Raw genomic sequence first — 17,449 nt, 5'->3', positions numbered from 1 at the left:
AGCGTTATCTGCTCATGGTCTTTCTCTTTTTTATGAGATTGAAGGAGAACAGAGTCAAACAAACAACGATAAGAATAAGGTTATTTTTTCTATGCTGACACTGCTTCATTTACTCTCATCTGTCGCGCTTCTTGTCTGGGGAACACATATTGTTCGTACAGGCATTATGCGTGTTTTTGGCTCTGATTTACGCCGAATTTTAGGTAAAAGTATTAATAAAAAATCCAACGCCTTTCTTGCGGGGGTGGGCGTAACGGCATTAGTGCAAAGCAGTAATGCGACGGCACTTTTGGTTATCTCTTTTGTGACGCAAGGACTGATTTCGATTACACCAGCACTTGTTATTATGCTAGGCGCGGATGTGGGTACTGCGTTAATGGCGCGTGTGCTGACATTTGATCTCTCTTGGTTATCGCCACTCCTTATCCTTATCGGTGTTATTACTTTTTTAAGTCGTAAAAAAGAGCGAGTAGGACAACTAGGACGTGTGGGCATTGGTCTTGGTTTGATTTTGTTGGCTTTACAACTCATTGTGGCATCGGCAGAACCTATTATGCACGCAAGTGCAGTCCAAGCTATTTTTACCTCTCTCAGTGGCGATACTATTTTAGCGCTATTGGTGGGGGCACTCTTTGCAATGGTGAGTTACTCGAGCCTTGCGGCAGTGTTGTTAACGGCAACATTAAGTGCAACAGGGTTAATGCCATTATATATCAGCCTTTCCATTGTAATTGGCTCAAATATTGGTAGTGGGTTGCTTGCATTAATAAGTAGTCGGGGACAAAGCGTTGCCTCTCGACAAGTTGTGTTGGGAAGCTTATTTTTTAAACTGATTGGCGCATTGATTGTTTTACCATGGATAACGTATCTTGCTTCTGAAATACAAAAATATGGTTTTTCACCGGCTGAAGTCGTTATCTATTTTCATGTTATTTATAATCTTGCTCGCTGTATTTTGATGATCCCTTTTGTTGGCATAATGGCGAAATTATGTCAGCGACTCATTCCTGAATTACCGACCACGGGATCTGAAATGGCACCGCGTTATTTAGATCAATCCGCTATTGATACGCCTTCATTGGCAATTGCTAATGCGGTTAGAGAATCACTACGATTAGGTGATGTTATAGAACAAATGCTGCAACGTTTTACTGCGTTAATGGAAGGCGATCGTCAGCAAAAAAGGGAAATTAGCCAGTTAGAAGAAGAGGTAGAATTACTCCACAGCAGCATTAAATTGTATATGGCACAAATTCAACAGCATGATCTAGGAACTGAAGATTCTCGACGTTGGGCTGAAATTATTGATACAGCGATGAATTTACAACAATCATCCGCTATTATTGCGCGTATGTCGGCTGAAGTGGTTAGCAAAGGTTTAAATCACCACTTGTTTTTATCGGAGGAAGGACGTCGTGAATTACAGACACTCCTTGAGCGTCTGCAAAGTAATCTGAATCTGGCGATGTCGGTATTTGTTTCCGGCAACATGGAACATGCTCGTAAATTACGTCGAGCAAAACATCGTTTCCGTTTACTCAACCAGCGTTACTCGTTTGCCCATGTAGAACGTCTTCATTTGCATAATATGCAAAGCATTGAAACCAGTTCACTGCATACCAGTTTGCTCGGTGATATGAAACGGTTGAATTCCTTGTTCTGTGCTGTGGCTTATCACGTACTAGAACGAAGTGAATCATCATCAGAACAGGTTTAATAATGAAATACATTATTCGTCAATTAACACGAAATGAAATTCCACAAGTATGGGCAATTGATAGAACCGAGCTTATTGAAAAGCTATATGTCTTAAAAGAAGGAATATTGCTTTTATCAGAGCAACGCTTTGATATGAAAGGTTGGCCAGAAGGTGAATCAGAACATTACACACCTGTTTTACTTGAAAGTTTTGATCGAGGAGCGCCTTTTTGGGGTGTTTTTAAACAAGATCAGTTGGTCGCGGCGGCAAGTGTTGATCCACAAAAACGGGGTCAAAATGGCACTTTACTTCAACTCTCTTTTTTACATGTTAGCCACCAGCAACGTGGGCAAGGTTTAGCACGAATATTATTTGATTATTGTGTGGAATATGCGAAGAAAAAAGGGGCTGGTGGATTATATATCTCATCAACACCTTCTGAAAATAGCGTGAATTTTTATCAGCATTTAGGGTGTCGTTTAATTGATATTCCTGATCCAGAGCTTTATGAAAGAGAGCCTGAAGATATTCATTTAGTCTTTCATTTTATCGAGCCAAATAACGCTTAATTTTGTTTATTGACTATGATAACAACATAATAAAATGAAATGCTTTATCGTGAAAATGATAAGGCATTTTTTATGCCTGAGACTAAAGAATACACATAACCATTTAAAAAATAAGGATATAAGGTAAGTTTTTTTCTTTATATAAGTTGATTTAGCATAAATGTTATATATAATAATGAAAATCATTATCATTAATGGTGAGTTATTATGGCTAAATCAACGCGCTTATCTCCAGTTACGTCTTGGACATCTCGCATTAGTTTATGGGAAATGTTGGCGGTTTCTTCTTTACTAACAGTGATCACGCATTCTATTGCAGGAACATCCGCTTTTACGCTGGTTTTAGTGGTTTCAATGCTGTTATCAACCTTGATGCTGTTCCATAAAAAATTATAAATGTGGGTAATGATCCCCGCAGGCGTTGTATTAACCTACAGTTTGATGACACTTTTAGTCGCGTATCATGGATAGAGAAAAGAATACTCGGTGTGTAATCGAATGGGTGTTATTACAAGGAAAAAATAAAGGCTCATTGAGTGGTGCGAAGAGGGGGACTTGAACCCCCACGTCCGTAAGAACACTAACACCTGAAGCTAGCGCGTCTACCAATTCCGCCATCCTCGCAGTTTTACTCAATCATTTTTGCTCTACAAATTGTTTGGTGCGAAAGGGGGGACTTGAACCCCCACGTTCGTAAGAACACTAACACCTGAAGCTAGCGCGTCTACCAATTCCGCCACTCTCGCAATATCAACATCATCTGTGCAGATAGGTGGCGAATTTTATGCTTTTTATTTTTGGCGTCAATTATTTTTTATCAATAAATTATCTTGGTGATGAAAAATAAAACACCTTGGAGCATTACTTAAAATCAGTCCAAAAATAAAGCCCTGTTATTTATAACAGGGCTTGTGATTACTCTTTTTTAGTTGCTTGGTAAACTTTGAATTTACCTGTTGATGCAAGCACTTCATGAGAGCCAAATACATGATCCAGTATATCTGGATAAGGGATAAATGAATTCGCCACAATGCGTAATTTACCGCCTCTTTTTAGATAATTTGGTGCAAGGCGAATAATATCTTCAGCTGCTTCATAGCTTGTACCTAAACCATCATGGAAAGGTGGGTTTGAGATTATCCAATCATAAGTCTCTTCAACTGCTGAATAGACATTACTCGCAATCACTCGACCTTCTAATTCATTCACGTTTAAGGTAGCGATACTAGAAGAAATTGCCGCAGCATTCACATCACACAGTGTTAGTTTCAACATTGGATTTTTCTTGCCAAGTACAGTAGCAAGAACACCACAGCCACATGCCATATCCAGTAAATCTCCAACCATTGCATCATCAAAAGTTGATAGTAATAAACGGCTACCCTCATCTAATGCATTTTGGCTAAATACACCCGGTAATGCCATTACAGTAAGATCGTCATGGCGATAAGTTTGCCACCAGTTATTGCGGTCAAACAGTGTTTGATATGTTTGAGTACCAAAAAATAAGCTACAACGGCGTGCTGAATCTATTTTTTTAAGTTTAGCGATACCGTTCATTAATTCTGTGGCACTTTTAACACCGCTACGGTTTTCACCGACGATAAAGATTTCAGTACCCACTTGTAAGTTAGAGCAAAGGCTACGCAGTTGGAAAGTGGCTTCGTTTTTATTTTTAGGCCAAAAATAGATCAAGGTATTGCAATATTTCACAAAGGATTGATCAGCAACTAAACCAAAGAGTACGTTATCACCCATTGATTTTAGTAATGGTAGCCATTGGTGATATTGGTTGGTATATGCTCTGACACTTTTCGCCTGAATTTGCGCCGCGAAAGTATCTTGAAGATCACCTGCAATAAGTACATGCCTGTCTGCGAAATGATCTAGGTGACGAAGAATAACTTCGCTAGCAGGGGACAGTGAGGACATTATGATTATTACTCCTTAAAAAACATGAGACGCATGATATCAGATATAAAGAAACCGACGCTATTTATTGGCGTAGTTTATGCCCTCTGATACTATGTACCGTTGTTCTACACTTGATAGGTAAGCATAATGAGCCGTAAAGACAGAATGTTATCCCAACTTGGAATTCGTCAGTGGGTACTTCGTAAGCCTGCTGTGTTAAAAGGCGAGCATTCTGTTCAATTTCCGGATACAACACGTTTACTTATCATTACTGATGATACCGTTGATCTAAATAACGGGCTTTTCTCTGATATTTTTAGCGCCATGGGGATAGATAAAGACGAAATCTATTGTATTACAACAGATGATGTGAGCATGCTCACAGAATCATTTGATCTTCCCTGCTGGTTATTAGGCACTGATCTCATACTTCCCTCTGAATATACTTCTCTGAGAAGCCCTTCATTACATCAGTTATATTTTGATGCTGATGCAAAACGCGATCTTTGGAAACAAATCTATCAATATGAAGACCATTTCACTCTTAAACCCTGCTGATTTACCTTTAGCATGGCAAATTGAAAAATTAAGTCACTCATTCCCTTGGAGTGAAGAAACATTTTATAGTAACCAAGGAAGTCATTATTTTAATCTGAAAATTTGCATTGATAATATTATTGTAGGTTTCGCAATTACGCAATTAATATTAGATGAGGCAACACTTTTTAATATTGCAATCCATCCTGATTATCAGGGAAAAGGTTATGGCAAAGCGCTTTTACTAGAACTAATTGAAAAACTTGAGAAAAAAAATATCACCACCTTGTGGTTAGAGGTGCGAGAATCTAATGAAAAAGCGTTCAATCTCTATGAATCTATAGGATTTAATTTCGTTTCGAAACGCAAAAACTATTACCCAACAAAGACGGGGAATGAAGATGCGATTATCATGGCTTATCCTATTTCTTTCTAATTAAATTTTTATTTAAGTTAAATTTTAAACGCCTTCTATTAGGCGTTTTTTATTTTATTTAAAGTATTAGAATTTTATTTTTTATTAATTGTATTTAAAATTTATCTTTATTTTTACTTAATGTAAATTTATAAAGTTAATTTCACTTTTGTCATCGTTTAATTTTAAAACACTAGGTGATTATCACGGTGTTAAAAAGGTGAATAGTATTTAAAATAAGTAAATTGAGTATTTATTTTTATTTTAAATAAAGTGATTGATCTCTAAATATAGAAAAATTAAATCTAAATAAAGGTGTATTTATTTTGGTTTTTATATTCAATCCCAATTTTAACCGAAAATAAATAGGCTAATTCTTTGCTTTATTAGTAGCTCAAAAAGGTAACTTGTAAAATTTTTAGTAAACATCGGTATGCTGAGAGTTTCAATGAAAATAAGGTTACTCTATGAGGCGATAGTTAGATTGGTTCTTACAAAGCAAACAAACCAAAGCATTGCAGATGTTACTCGCAGACTGAACTAAGTAAGCCTTCTAGGTTTTAGTAGTGTGGGTTTAAAAATTGGCTATTATACGGCGATTTTCGCCGTAAAATGATAAAAAGATAAACTAGAGAAAGGATTTGGTGTTTAGAAATGATTAGTCATTCCCTGCGAGAAACGGTGAAAGAGTCTTATAAACAGTCTCTTAAAACTCTTTTACCTTATGGCATGTTAGCTACAAAGAAATGGCTTGCAGAGCAGGGCTTGAGTGCGCATTCATTAGATAACGCTGTCAAAACCGATACGTTATTGCTACTAGCTACAGGTGTTTACAGCCAGTATTCCCGATCTGTCACTTGGGAAGGCGTAGTAGCTTCTATGCAGCGTATGATGGATAAAAGTGTAGATGAACAACTTCCGCCTGTTGTGGTAGGTGGATTGTCAGCGCTTTCCATATCTGGTTTGTCACAATATTTGTCATTAGGGAGTACACCTCATATTCATTTATATGCAGCGAAAAAGCTTCCCTCCTGGCTTGCGAGACTGTCATTACCAATTAAGTTCGAAGGGCATAGTACAAGTAAACTTTGGCCTGATAGCTTATTCAAAGATAGAGCATTTGTTAAAGAGTATAAATGGGAAGAGCAATTGCCACCTGTGTATTTTTCATGTCCGGAAAAAGCCATATTGGAGGTGTTGGTGGGTTTGCCTGAAAGTGAGTCATTTGAACATGCCGATGAGTTAATGCAGGGGTTGGTGAACTTATCTCCAAGAAAGCTTGATACGCTCTTAAAAGCATGTAAAAGCGTAAAGGCCAAACGCTTGTTCTTTTGGCTTGCAAAACGCCAAGCTTATCCTTGGTTTGATAAGTTAAATGTAGAAAATTACGATTTAGGCTCAGGTAAACGTGTTGTTGCTAAAGGTGGAAAGTTGGATACAGAGTATCTAATAACAGTACCTCAGCATGTGGCATTGGCAAGTAAAGGATCAGTTTAGTGGAACTAGAAGCCGTAAGGGTGCGCCTAGTAGACCTCATTCACCAAGGACTGACCAATATTGAAAAGGCTTTTTTGCTATCCTTTAAAAATCGAAATCCCAATTGGTCTTTACTCAGCTTGGATGGAGCCAGTGAGCTTCCTGCTATCAAATGGAAACAAATCAATTTGGCAAGAATGCCGAATGAAAAACATGCACAAGCCCTAGAAAAGCTGAAAGATGTTCTCGGTATATGATTTCTAAAAAATAGACATTTATGTCGTGTTGAACACTTCCATGCCGTGCTCCTGTTACAATATTAACTGTTACAAGATCGAGTATTGCAGTTTAAATTGTAGAAATGGTAACCAATTACGCAACCATTGATTGTTTATACTGACAAGATAGGCGAAAATAAGCGCCAATTAAGATTAACTTACGGGTTGAATGTCTTTATAGTCACTTTAATTGTTACTTATAGCAATATATCAGTGTTTTACATTCTCTCGTCTATCAACTAGAAGATCACCATTGATGTCTAATCCTATTTTTCAGCAAGAAGTTGCTCGTCGTAGAACTTTTGCCATTATTTCCCACCCCGATGCGGGTAAGACAACCATCACTGAAAAAGTGTTGTTATTCGGACAAGCTATTCAACGTGCAGGAACCGTAAAAGGCCGCGGTTCAAATCAGCATGCAAAGTCTGACTGGATGGAAATGGAAAAACAACGTGGTATTTCTATTACAACCTCAGTCATGCAGTTCCCTTATGCAGATTGCTTAGTTAACTTATTAGATACCCCGGGGCATGAAGACTTCTCTGAAGATACTTATCGTACTTTAACCGCAGTTGACTGCTGTTTAATGGTCATTGACTCCTCTAAAGGTGTCGAAGATCGTACTCGTAAGTTAATGGAAGTAACACGTTTACGTGATACCCCAATTCTGACCTTTATGAATAAACTCGACCGTGATATTCGTGATCCAATGGAAGTCATGGACGAAGTTGAAACAGAATTAAAAATTGCGTGTAGCCCAGTTACTTGGCCTATTGGTTGCGGAAAGCTCTTCAAAGGGGTTTACCACATTCTGAAAGATGAAACTTATCTTTATCAAACAGGTCAAGGTCACACTATTCAGGATTCTCGTGTCATCAAAGGGTTAGATAACCCTGAGCTTGATGAAGCTATTGGTGATGATTTAGCAAGTCAATTACGTGATGAATTAGAATTAGTATTAGGTGCTTCTCATGAATTTGATCATGAGGCATTTTTAGCTGGCGAATTAACTCCAGTGTTCTTTGGTACAGCATTAGGTAACTTTGGTGTTAACCATATGCTTGATGGCCTTGTAAAATGGGCGCCAGCACCAATGCCACGCGAAACCGATGTGCGTAAAGTTACCGCTTCTGAAGAAACGTTCACAGGTTTCGTCTTTAAGATCCAAGCAAATATGGACCCTAAACACCGCGACCGTGTTGCATTCTTACGTGTTGTATCTGGTATGTATGATAAAGGCATGAAACTGCATCAAGTTCGTCTCAAAAAAGATGTGGTAATTTCAGATGCATTAACCTTTATGGCGGGTGACCGTTCTCATGTTGAGCATGCTTATCCTGGGGATATTATTGGTCTTCACAACCACGGAACCATTCAAATTGGTGACACCTTTACTCAAGGTGAGATCCTGAAGTTTACAGGTATTCCAAACTTTGCCCCAGAATTGTTCCGCCGTATTCGTTTACGTGATCCGTTAAAACAGAAACAGTTACTTAAAGGATTGGTACAGTTATCAGAAGAGGGTGCTGTACAGGTCTTTAGACCATTGGCAAATAACGATTTAATCGTAGGTGCCGTGGGTGTGCTTCAGTTTGATGTGGTTGTTGCAAGACTGAAGAGTGAATATAACGTTGAAGCAATTTATGAATCCGTTAACGTTTCAACAGCACGCTGGGTTGAATGTAATAACGAGAAAAAACTCGAAGAGTTTAAACGTAAAAATGAACAAAACTTGGCACTTGATGGCGGCGATAATTTAACTTATATCGCACCAACGATGGTCAACTTGAATTTAACGCGTGAGCGTTATCCTGAGGTTGAGTTCCATCAGACCCGTGAACACTAAATACTCGTCATACTTCAAGTTGCAGCGTTGTTGACTATGTTCATTCGCACTAGTCACATACTTTTGTATGTTCCTAGCGACTCATTCACTTGTCGCCTAGCTGCACCTTGAATTATTTAGAGTATTTATTTGCCATGTTTCAAGTTGCAGCGTTGTTGACTACGTTCATTCGCACTAGTCACATACTGATGTATGCTCCTAGCGACTCATTCACTTGTCGCCTAGTTGCACCTTGAATTATTTAGAGTAAGGGTGCTGTTATTTGAATATTTAACTCAATGAAAAGGCTATATTTTTAATATAGCCTTTTTTGTTTTTTTACCTCATTGCACATTATTTAACAATAACACTCTGTGAGATACTCGATTTCTCTATCAAATTCGTTTTGTATACCCTGAATATCCTGCCCAAAGCCCTTCTTCATTCGGAATTACTCTTTTTTTTTTCTGCTAAAATTATACTCGTTTTTATACTTATTTATAAATAAATGTAAAATTTTTTATAATTTTATGGGTTGTTAATAGAATAAAATCATTAGGATTAGTCTTTATTTGTTATTTTTTGCTTTATTAAATGCCAATAGATTATTAGTGTAATAGCTTAGTTTGTTAAAATTTTTTAGTACTTAATAAAAATACACATATTAAAAATACACATATTTCCTATCGCAGTTATTGTGATTAGGGGGAGAGCAATGAAACAATATAAAACGCTAAAATTAGCGTTAGTAATGTCAATGGGCTTAACTTTTTTCAGTATGGGCGCGTCAGCCGAAACATCGTGGTATAGCGAAATTAATACTGTAACGAATAACACAGGGCAGAATCTAAGCGATACTTCTATTTCTAATAAAATTAAAGATACGCTATTGGCAATGCAAGATATCGATAGTGACAATATTTCTATTCGTACTGAATTTGGGCATGTCTTTCTTTCAGGTTTTGTTGATAGTAAAGCGCAAGAAGAAAAAATATTGCAAGTTATTGATAAAATTGCAGGTGTTAAAAGCGTAGACTCAGATGTAAATATCAAATCATAAACATGATTTTCTTTTATATTCGTCATATTCTAAGAAGATATTGTCTAAATTATTTATATGAATACGTAAAAAGAATGACGCCAAAAAAATGTGAGGGTATCCTTTGTTAAGTTGTATAAAGGAGACATTATGGGGAAGTATATACCTGTCACATTAAATAATATTACGGCACTCGAATTTCAATCATCACTGCCACAAGGTAAAGTTGCTTTAGTTTGTGAAGGCGGGGGGCAACGCGGGATCTTTACTGCGGGTGTTCTTGATGAATTTATGCGTTCACAGTTTGATCCCTTTGATATTTTACTTGGGGTATCTGCGGGAGCGCAAAATTTATCTGCTTTTGCCTGTGGTCAGCGTGGGTATGCACGTAAAATTATTAATCGCTATACAACCAATAATCAATTCTTCAATCCTATTCGCTTTGTTCGTGGCGGTAATTTACTCGATCTTGATTGGTATATAGAAACAACGGCTAAAGAAATGCCTCTTGATATGCCAACAGCATTACGCCGTTTTGATGCGGGTCGCGAATTTTATATGGTGGCAAGTCGTTCTGATAATTTTCAGGCAAATTATTTTCAGCCCGATGAACCGACTTGGCTTGAGATAATCAAAGCATCCAGTGCCATTCCTGCTTTTTATCGTAATGGTGTCTTATTTCATGATGTTGTTTATCATGACGGCGGTATCAGCGATGCTATTCCTGTGAGAGAAGCTTATCGACGTGGTTGTCGTACTATTGTCGTTGTTCGTACCGTTCCTTCTGAATATCAATATACAACAGAATGGGTTGAGCGTATGGGAAAATGGTTTGAAAATAGCCGTTTACAGCGCTTTATGGCGATGGCTCAAGTCCATATCGAAACCTATACCGACACAATTAAATTTATCCAATCTCCCCCAGAAGATGTTGTTGTTATTGAAATATATCCACCAACTACATTGCAATCTAGTGCATTAGGAAGTCGTTTAAATGCATTAAATCATGATTATCATGTGGGTAGACGTTGCGGGCGTTATTTTCTGGCGACAATTGGCCAGCATTTTTCTAAGAAAAAATTCAAACAGTACGATAGAAAAGTCTTTAGTTTGTTTGAACAAGAAGCGAAGGCTGATAAAGCGGAGAATGCTTCTATTATTCAACAAGGAGCTCGGAGCGTACATCCTGACGTGAGGCAAATTCAGAATGAATAAATTTATTGATACTCACTGCCATTTTGATTTTCCGGTTTTTTATGATGATATTGCCAACAGCTTGTCACTAGCACATCAAGCTCATATTGAAAAAATAATTATTCCCGCCGTTGCACGTTGGAATTTTGATGTTGTTGCAGAGTTAGCGAATAATCATCATCAATTATATTGTGCATTGGGGTTACACCCTTTATATATTGAAGAGCACACTGAACAGCATCTCTTGGAATTAAAACAGAAATTAAAAACAGCTTCTCGTTGTGTTGCCATCGGAGAGATAGGACTTGATGACTATATGGATAATCCTCAGCCTGAGAAGCAAGAGGCGTTTTTAATTGCACAGCTTAAACTAGCGATTGAATTTGATTTGCCTGTGATCCTACATTCACGTAAAACCCACGATAAGTTAAGCGCACTTTTACGCCGTTATGATGTGCCTCGCAAAGGGGTTATTCATGGTTTTGCAGGAAGTCTGCAACAGGCAGAAAAGTTTATTCAGCAAGGCTATTTTATTGGCGTTGGTGGAACTATTACTTATGAGCGAGCACAAAAAACTCGCCGCGCAATTGCCTCGTTACCACTAGAATATCTGTTATTAGAGACAGATGCTCCTGATATGCCTGTGAGTGGTTTTCAAGGTGAACCTAATCGCCCTGAGCGTATTCAGAACGTTTTTTCCCAACTCTGTGAGCTGCGTCAAGGATCACCAGAGGTGATCGCAGAGCAACTCTATCTCAATAGCCTACAATTATTCCGATTAAAAGATAACACCTCGTCTTTATCCTAAACTTATTTAATCAAAAAGATTAAAAATACGCCTTATTTTAATTGTACTTATACAAATAAAACGTTCATTTATTTCTGCTATTTAAGATTAAAGCCATCATTTGTTAATCGAATGATATTTTTTTTAAATTAGCCTATTCAATAAGTGCGTTTTTTAGGTTTATTTATGTGATCTACTTCTCATTTGTGGGTTTTGTGTTGCTTTTTTCAAGCGCTATTTGTGATGGATATAGAGGGTTCTTTTTCTGGACTAGGTATAATTATCTGGCAAAAAGAGTCAATAATCTCAGGCTAGAGCATTATTGATAATCCATTAAATTTTTATGTGAACAGGGATCCTTCAATGCAACTCATTATGAGCTTGGTCGGAATGGCAACATTAATATTGATAGCCATTCTATTTTCCAGCAATCGACGTGCAATTAGACTACGTACAGTTGGTGGCGCATTCCTTATTCAGATTGGCTTAGGTGCATTTGTTCTTTATTCCGACGGTGGTCGCGAAGTGCTTCTTGCGGTTTCTGATGGTGTTAAGAATGTTATTGATTACGGCAATAATGGGATGAGCTTCCTATTTGCAGGCCTAGTATCAGATAAAATGTTCGAGTTGTTTGGTGGTGGCGGTTTCGTATTCGCCCTACGCGTACTGCCTGTTATCGTGTTTTTCTCCTCTTTAATTGCTGTGCTGTATTACCTCGGCATTATGCAAATTGTGATTAAGATTCTTGGTGGTGGTTTACAAAAAGTCCTTGGTACATCACGTACAGAATCGATGTCTGCAACAGCCAATATCTTTGTGGGTCAGACCGAAGCTCCGCTTGTTGTTCGTCCTTATATTGCAAGAATGACAACCTCTGAGTTATTCGCTGTTATGTGTGGTGGTCTTGCTTCTGTTGCGGGTTCTGTTCTTGCTGGATATGCAAGCATGGGTGTGCCATTAGAGTATTTGATTACGGCATCATTTATGGCAGCACCAGGTGGTTTACTCTTTGCTAAGCTGTTGATCCCTGAAACAGAAACGCCAGACGATCAAAAAGATGCGCTGGATAAAATGACCGATGAAGAAAAACCAGCAAATATTATTGATGCGGCCGCAGCTGGCGCATCTTCAGGTCTACAACTGGCACTTAACGTCGGTGCTATGTTACTTGCTTTCGTTGCGTTAATTGCATTAGTCAATGGTATCTTAGGTGGCATTGGTGGCTGGTTTGGTTATGAGAATTTCTCATTAGAATTAGTATTAGGTTGGGTTTTTGCACCTATTGCTTTCTTAATCGGTGTACCTTGGAGTGAAGCGACCGTTGCTGGCTCATTTATTGGTCAAAAACTAGTTATTAATGAATTCTATGCTTACTCTGAATTTAGCAAATATCTACAAGATGAAGCTCAAGTTGCTGCATCAGGCTTAATCATCTTATCAGAGCAAACAAAGATAATTATCTCCTTTGCACTGTGCGGTTTTGCTAACCTCTCTTCCGTTGCTGTACTGCTAGGTGGTTTAGGCGGAATGGCTCCAAATCGCCGTAAAGACGTGGCTCGTTTAGGGATGAAAGCCGTACTTGCTGGTACACTCTCTAACTTAATGAGTGCGACGATTGCAGGTTTCTTCTTTGCATTAACCGCAATGGCTGTTGTTGCTGCTTAATTGATTTTGATTATAAAGAGCAGATGGGTTTTGCCTGTCTGCTCTTTTATGTTTGTTTTCTGCTGTAATGTTAACTACTTTTATTGTGAGAGATATTTCGCAATTTGTATTGAATAGGGTCAATAGCGATATCATTTCATATTGATCTCGCTTTTTTTGCGTTATAAAGACGACTTAGAGGCGTTATTCGAGTAACATTAAACCAGAAAATGACCTAATTGTGATGTTGGTCACACTTATATGTCATTGTTTGCAAGTTGCATTTGATTAGTGTGACGTAAAGCACATCTAATTGTTCCTTAGCGTGTTCAAATAAGATGTGCTGAAACTTCATGGAATGGCGAAGGCTCAATGACGGGTCGCCGAAGTGAGCATAGCGCGGTGAGAGGGAGCTCAGCTGTCGTTGTAGCGCAAGTTACAACAACATCTTCAAGGAACCAAGTCCGCTCGCCAACAAATTTAATCGCTAACCTTAAGCGTACGCCCAAAAGGGCTTGAGAAACATCGTTGGAGAGTTTTATGACAGATTTAACCGCTGCAGCGCGCCTTGCGCTGTCTTTGATGGATTTAACTACATTAAATGATGACGACACTGATGCAAAAGTGACTGCATTGTGTCATCAGGCTAAAAGCCCTGAAGGGAATACAGCCGCTATTTGTATCTATCCACGTTTTATTCCGTTAGCACGTAAAGTGTTACGCGAACAGGGTACTCCAGAAGTCCGTATCGCAACCGTAACTAACTTCCCTCATGGTAATGATGATTTAGATATCGCATTAGCAGAAACCAACGCGGCATTAGCTTATGGCGCAGATGAGGTTGACGTAGTTTTCCCTTACCGTGCATTTATGGCAGGTAACGAGCAAATCGGTTTTGATATCGTTAAAGCATGTAAAGAAGCTTGCGCAGACGCGGGTGCTTTACTGAAAGTAATTATTGAAACGGGTGAGCTGAAAGATCCAGCGCTTATCCGTAAAGCATCTGAAATTTCAATCAAAGCAGGTGCTGACTTTATTAAAACTTCCACAGGTAAAGTACCTGTAAATGCAACACTGGAAAGCGCTGAGTTAATGATCCAAGTGATCCACGATATGGGTGTTGGCAAAGAAGTTGGTTTCAAACCAGCGGGTGGTGTACGTACCGCTGAAGAAGCTGCTCAATACCTTGCATTAGCTAACCGCATTATGGGTGACAACTGGGTTGATGCCCGTCACTTCCGCTTTGGTGCGTCAAGCCTGTTAGGTAATTTATTAGCCACTTTAGGTCATGGCGAACAAAAATCGTCTAGTGGTTACTAATCCATTCGTGAAATACGCCCACTTTTCGTTATTGTGGGCGTTACCAATGCTATAAAACCAGGAGGTTGCAGTGTTTCTTGCCCAAGAGATTATTCGTAAAAAGCGTGATGGTCATCCTTTAACTGAGGAAGAAATTCGTTTTTTCATTAATGGCGTCAGAGATAATACTGTTTCTGAAGGTCAAATTGCTGCCTTAGCAATGACTATTTATTTCCACGACATGACAATGCCAGAGCGTGTTGCTTTGACATTAGCTATGCGTGATTCCGGTTCAGTACTGAACTGGAAAAGCTTAAACTTAAATGGCCCAATTGTTGATAAACATTCAACCGGTGGTGTGGGTGATGTTACTTCACTGATGTTAGGGCCAATGGTTGCTGCTTGTGGTGGTTATGTTCCTATGATTTCTGGTCGTGGATTAGGTCACACAGGCGGAACATTAGATAAGCTTGAAGCAATACCGGGCTTTGATATTTTCCCTGATGATGAGAAATTCCGCGACATTATTCGCAATGTCGGCGTTGCCATCATTGGACAAACTAATTCATTAGCACCTGCTGACAAACGCTTTTATGCTACCCGTGATATTACTGCTACAGTTGATTCAATCCCGCTTATCACTGCATCTATTTTAGGTAAAAAATTAGCTGAAGGCTTAGATGCATTAGTGATGGACGTTAAAGTTGGCTCGGGTGCTTTTATGCCGACTTATCAAAAATCGGAAGAGCTGGCTGAGTCAATTGTCCAAGTAGCAAATGGCGCTGGCTGTCAAACCACTGCACTGTTAACTGATATGAACGAAGTATTAGCTTCTAGCGCAGGTAATGCGGTTGAAGTTCGTGAAGCGGTTCAATTCTTAACAGGCGAATATCGTAATCCACGTCTATTTGAAGTCACTATGGCGCTGTGTGTTGAAATGTTAGTATCAGGTCGTTTAGCGGATGATCGTCAACAAGCTCGCCAAAAACTGCAAGATGTGTTGGATAACGGTAAAGCAGCAGAAGTCTTTGGTCGTATGGTTACAGCACAGAAAGGCCCAACTGATTTTGTTGAAAACTACAATAAATACCTGCCAACTGCGGTATTAAGTAAACCTGTATTCGCTGAGAAAACAGGATTCATCACAGAAATGGATACACGTGCATTAGGTATGTCTGTTGTGACATTAGGTGGCGGTCGCCGTAAAGCGACTGATGCTATTGATTACAGTGTTGGCTTAAGCGACATCGCAGCACTTGGTGCTGAGATCAATACAGATACACCTTTAGCAATGATCCATGCTAACAGTGAAAAGTCATGGCAAGAAGCTGCGGCTGAAGTCCGTAAAGCGATGGTAATTGGTGACAGCAAACGCGAAGCTTCACCAATGGTGTACCGCCAAATCAGCGAATAAGAACTCAATTACGATTTATAAGTGACATATCCGTAGCCTACGGAGAATGACACAGGAGAGAGAATTATGAAACGTGTACATATCATGGTATTAGATTCCTTCGGTATCGGTGCTGCCGGTGATGCGGAGAAATTCGGTGACCAAGGTTCAGACACTTTAGGGCATATCGCACAAGCGTTTGCTGACGGTAAAGCAGATAGAGACGGCCGTAAAGGTCCTCTTCATTTACCTAATCTTTGCCGTTTAGGTTTAGGTAAAGCTGCGGAAGAATCAACAGGTAAATTCCCTATCGGTTTAGACAAAAACGCAGATATTATCGGTGCTTATGGCTACGCGAGTGAAATCTCTTCTGGTAAAGATACTCCGTCAGGCCACTGGGAAATCGCAGGTGTTCCTGTTCTATTTGATTGGGGATACTTCAAAGAACTGAAAAATTCATTCCCACAAGAGCTGTTAGAAAACATCGTTAAACGTGCCAAATTACCTGGATACTTAGGTAACTGCCACGCATCTGGTACAGTGATTCTGGATGAACTGGGTGAAGAGCATATGAAAACTGGTAAGCCGATTTTCTATACCTCTGCTGACTCTGTATTCCAAATTGCATGTCATGAAGAAACTTACGGTTTAGATGAATTATATGAGCTGTGTGAAATTGCTCGTGATGAACTAAACAAAGGCGATTACAATATTGGTCGTGTTATTGCGCGTCCATTTATCGGTGACAAACCAGGTAACTTCGCTCGTACAGGTAACCGTCATGATTTAGCGGTTGAGCCACCAGCACCAACTATGTTGAAAAAACTGGTTGATGAAAAACAAGGCCACGTTGTTTCTATCGGTAAAATTGCTGACATCTACGCAAACGTAGGTATCACTAAGAAAGTGAAAGCAACGGGTATTGATGCTCTGTTTGATGCGACACTTGAAGAAATGAAACTTGCGGGTGATAACACTATCGTCTTTACCAACTTTGTTGATTTTGACTCCTCTTACGGTCACCGTCGTGATGCTGTAGGTTATGGTGAAGCACTTGAGTTATTCGATCGTCGCTTACCAGAACTGATGGAACTGGTAAAAGAAGATGACATTCTTATTTTAACCGCAGACCACGGTTGCGACCCAACTTGGCCAGGTTCTGATCATACTCGTGAGCACATTCCTGTTCTGGTTTATGGTCCTAAAGTTAAACCAGGTTCATTAGGTCATCGTGAAACCTTCGCGGATATCGGTCAAACTGTTGTGAAATACTTCGGTTTATCACCAGTCGATTACGGTAAAGCGATGTTCTAATTTTATTTCGGTAGGTATAGCAATATACCTACCGAATAATATTTAAATAGTAAAAAGATCAATTAA

16 protein-coding genes and 2 tRNA genes are annotated in these 17,449 nt (G+C 39.1%); 15 read left to right on the top strand and 3 right to left on the bottom strand.

Annotated elements, in window-relative coordinates:
* Nucleotides 1-91 precede the first annotated feature (91 nt).
* From ACNART_RS11845 to ACNART_RS11835, 3 genes are all read left to right on the top strand, one after another.
* Nucleotides 92-1,717 (top strand): Na/Pi cotransporter family protein, encoded by a 1,626-nt coding sequence (locus ACNART_RS11845; protein ID WP_109374378.1) that lies wholly within the window; start codon nt 92-94, stop codon nt 1,715-1,717.
* Between the two features lie 2 nt (nt 1,718-1,719).
* The gene (locus ACNART_RS11840) at nt 1,720-2,268 is read left to right on the top strand and encodes a GNAT family N-acetyltransferase (protein ID WP_198620702.1); all 549 of its coding nucleotides are present in this window, start codon (nt 1,720-1,722) and stop codon (nt 2,266-2,268) included.
* A gap of 207 nt (nt 2,269-2,475) precedes the next feature.
* Nucleotides 2,476-2,664, top strand: a complete 189-nt coding sequence (locus tag ACNART_RS11835) for a DUF1435 domain-containing protein (protein ID WP_416303604.1) — start codon at nt 2,476-2,478, stop codon at nt 2,662-2,664.
* A gap of 141 nt (nt 2,665-2,805) precedes the next feature.
* On the opposite strand, the gene ACNART_RS11830 is transcribed toward ACNART_RS11835, so the two are convergent.
* The 3 genes from ACNART_RS11830 to rsmC form a co-directional block, all read right to left on the bottom strand.
* Nucleotides 2,806-2,892 (bottom strand) — tRNA-Leu (locus ACNART_RS11830).
* 35 nt (nt 2,893-2,927) lie between these two features.
* Nucleotides 2,928-3,014, bottom strand: a tRNA-Leu gene (locus ACNART_RS11825).
* A gap of 169 nt (nt 3,015-3,183) precedes the next feature.
* Nucleotides 3,184-4,200 (bottom strand): 16S rRNA (guanine(1207)-N(2))-methyltransferase RsmC, encoded by a 1,017-nt coding sequence (gene rsmC / locus ACNART_RS11820; RefSeq protein WP_198620704.1) that lies wholly within the window; start codon nt 4,198-4,200, stop codon nt 3,184-3,186.
* A 129-nt stretch (nt 4,201-4,329) separates the two neighbouring features.
* On the opposite strand from rsmC, the gene ACNART_RS11815 reads away from it, so the two are divergent.
* From ACNART_RS11815 to deoB, 12 genes are all read left to right on the top strand, one after another.
* A complete protein-coding gene (locus ACNART_RS11815; RefSeq protein ID WP_023582915.1) occupies nt 4,330-4,740 on the top strand; it encodes a DNA polymerase III subunit psi in 411 nt (136 codons plus the stop codon).
* A complete protein-coding gene (gene rimI, locus ACNART_RS11810; protein ID WP_109374374.1) occupies nt 4,709-5,155 on the top strand; it encodes a ribosomal protein S18-alanine N-acetyltransferase in 447 nt (148 codons plus the stop codon). Before ACNART_RS11815 ends, rimI begins: the two co-directional genes overlap by 32 nt.
* Before the next feature lie 633 nt (nt 5,156-5,788).
* Nucleotides 5,789-6,631, top strand: coding sequence for a type IV toxin-antitoxin system AbiEi family antitoxin domain-containing protein (locus tag ACNART_RS11805; RefSeq protein ID WP_368927809.1), 843 nt, complete (start codon nt 5,789-5,791; stop codon nt 6,629-6,631).
* Entirely contained in the window at nt 6,631-6,867 is a 237-nt protein-coding gene (locus ACNART_RS11800; RefSeq protein WP_368927808.1) for a hypothetical protein, read from the top strand. The genes ACNART_RS11805 and ACNART_RS11800 overlap by 1 nt, the downstream gene beginning before the upstream one ends.
* Before the next feature lie 277 nt (nt 6,868-7,144).
* Nucleotides 7,145-8,734 (top strand): peptide chain release factor 3, encoded by a 1,590-nt coding sequence (gene prfC, locus ACNART_RS11795; RefSeq protein ID WP_109374372.1) that lies wholly within the window; start codon nt 7,145-7,147, stop codon nt 8,732-8,734.
* A gap of 694 nt (nt 8,735-9,428) precedes the next feature.
* Nucleotides 9,429-9,773 carry a BON domain-containing protein gene (locus ACNART_RS11790; protein WP_198632381.1) on the top strand — a complete coding sequence of 115 codons (345 nt, stop codon included), beginning with the start codon at nt 9,429-9,431 and terminating at the stop codon, nt 9,771-9,773.
* 129 nt (nt 9,774-9,902) lie between these two features.
* Nucleotides 9,903-10,967: a patatin family protein gene (locus tag ACNART_RS11785; protein ID WP_368927807.1), complete on the top strand. Its 1,065-nt coding sequence runs from the start codon at nt 9,903-9,905 to the stop codon at nt 10,965-10,967.
* Entirely contained in the window at nt 10,960-11,754 is a 795-nt protein-coding gene (locus ACNART_RS11780) for a TatD family hydrolase (protein ID WP_198620707.1), read from the top strand. The genes ACNART_RS11785 and ACNART_RS11780 overlap by 8 nt, the downstream gene beginning before the upstream one ends.
* 342 nt (nt 11,755-12,096) lie before the next feature.
* Entirely contained in the window at nt 12,097-13,398 is a 1,302-nt protein-coding gene (locus tag ACNART_RS11775; protein WP_109372967.1) for a NupC/NupG family nucleoside CNT transporter, read from the top strand.
* Between the two features lie 519 nt (nt 13,399-13,917).
* The gene (gene deoC / locus ACNART_RS11770) at nt 13,918-14,697 is read left to right on the top strand and encodes a deoxyribose-phosphate aldolase (protein WP_109372968.1); all 780 of its coding nucleotides are present in this window, start codon (nt 13,918-13,920) and stop codon (nt 14,695-14,697) included.
* A 70-nt stretch (nt 14,698-14,767) separates the two neighbouring features.
* Nucleotides 14,768-16,090, top strand: coding sequence for a thymidine phosphorylase (gene deoA / locus ACNART_RS11765; RefSeq protein WP_198626229.1), 1,323 nt, complete (start codon nt 14,768-14,770; stop codon nt 16,088-16,090).
* A gap of 66 nt (nt 16,091-16,156) precedes the next feature.
* On the top strand, nt 16,157-17,383 hold the full coding sequence (gene deoB / locus ACNART_RS11760; RefSeq protein ID WP_099074519.1) for a phosphopentomutase: 1,227 nt from the start codon (nt 16,157-16,159) through the stop codon (nt 17,381-17,383).
* The last annotated feature ends 66 nt before the right edge of the window (nt 17,384-17,449 follow it).

It is taken from the genome of Proteus sp. LHD240705 (assembly GCF_047921555.1).
In the GTDB taxonomy this organism is placed as follows: Bacteria; Pseudomonadota; Gammaproteobacteria; order Enterobacterales; family Enterobacteriaceae; genus Proteus.
Note: the sequence above shows the minus strand (reverse complement) of the source record. Positions and strands in the feature narration are given on the sequence as shown.

Bases quoted from the DNA above. Each gene is read 5' to 3' on its own strand.
- ACNART_RS11775 (WP_109372967.1), top strand. From the start codon at position 12,097: ATGCAACTCATTATGAGCTTGGTCGGAATGGCAACATTAATATTGATA.
- ACNART_RS11845 (WP_109374378.1), top strand. From the start codon at position 92: ATGCTGACACTGCTTCATTTACTCTCATCTGTCGCGCTTCTTGTCTGG.
- ACNART_RS11780 (WP_198620707.1), top strand. From the start codon at position 10,960: ATGAATAAATTTATTGATACTCACTGCCATTTTGATTTTCCGGTTTTT.
- rimI (WP_109374374.1), top strand. From the start codon at position 4,709: ATGAAGACCATTTCACTCTTAAACCCTGCTGATTTACCTTTAGCATGG.
- ACNART_RS11815 (WP_023582915.1), top strand. From the start codon at position 4,330: ATGAGCCGTAAAGACAGAATGTTATCCCAACTTGGAATTCGTCAGTGG.
- deoB (WP_099074519.1), top strand. From the start codon at position 16,157: ATGAAACGTGTACATATCATGGTATTAGATTCCTTCGGTATCGGTGCT.
- ACNART_RS11840 (WP_198620702.1), top strand. From the start codon at position 1,720: ATGAAATACATTATTCGTCAATTAACACGAAATGAAATTCCACAAGTA.
- ACNART_RS11805 (WP_368927809.1), top strand. From the start codon at position 5,789: ATGATTAGTCATTCCCTGCGAGAAACGGTGAAAGAGTCTTATAAACAG.
- rsmC (WP_198620704.1), bottom strand. From the start codon at position 4,200: ATGTCCTCACTGTCCCCTGCTAGCGAAGTTATTCTTCGTCACCTAGAT.
- ACNART_RS11785 (WP_368927807.1), top strand. From the start codon at position 9,903: ATGGGGAAGTATATACCTGTCACATTAAATAATATTACGGCACTCGAA.
- prfC (WP_109374372.1), top strand. From the start codon at position 7,145: ATGTCTAATCCTATTTTTCAGCAAGAAGTTGCTCGTCGTAGAACTTTT.
- deoC (WP_109372968.1), top strand. From the start codon at position 13,918: ATGACAGATTTAACCGCTGCAGCGCGCCTTGCGCTGTCTTTGATGGAT.
- ACNART_RS11790 (WP_198632381.1), top strand. From the start codon at position 9,429: ATGAAACAATATAAAACGCTAAAATTAGCGTTAGTAATGTCAATGGGC.
- ACNART_RS11835 (WP_416303604.1), top strand. From the start codon at position 2,476: ATGGCTAAATCAACGCGCTTATCTCCAGTTACGTCTTGGACATCTCGC.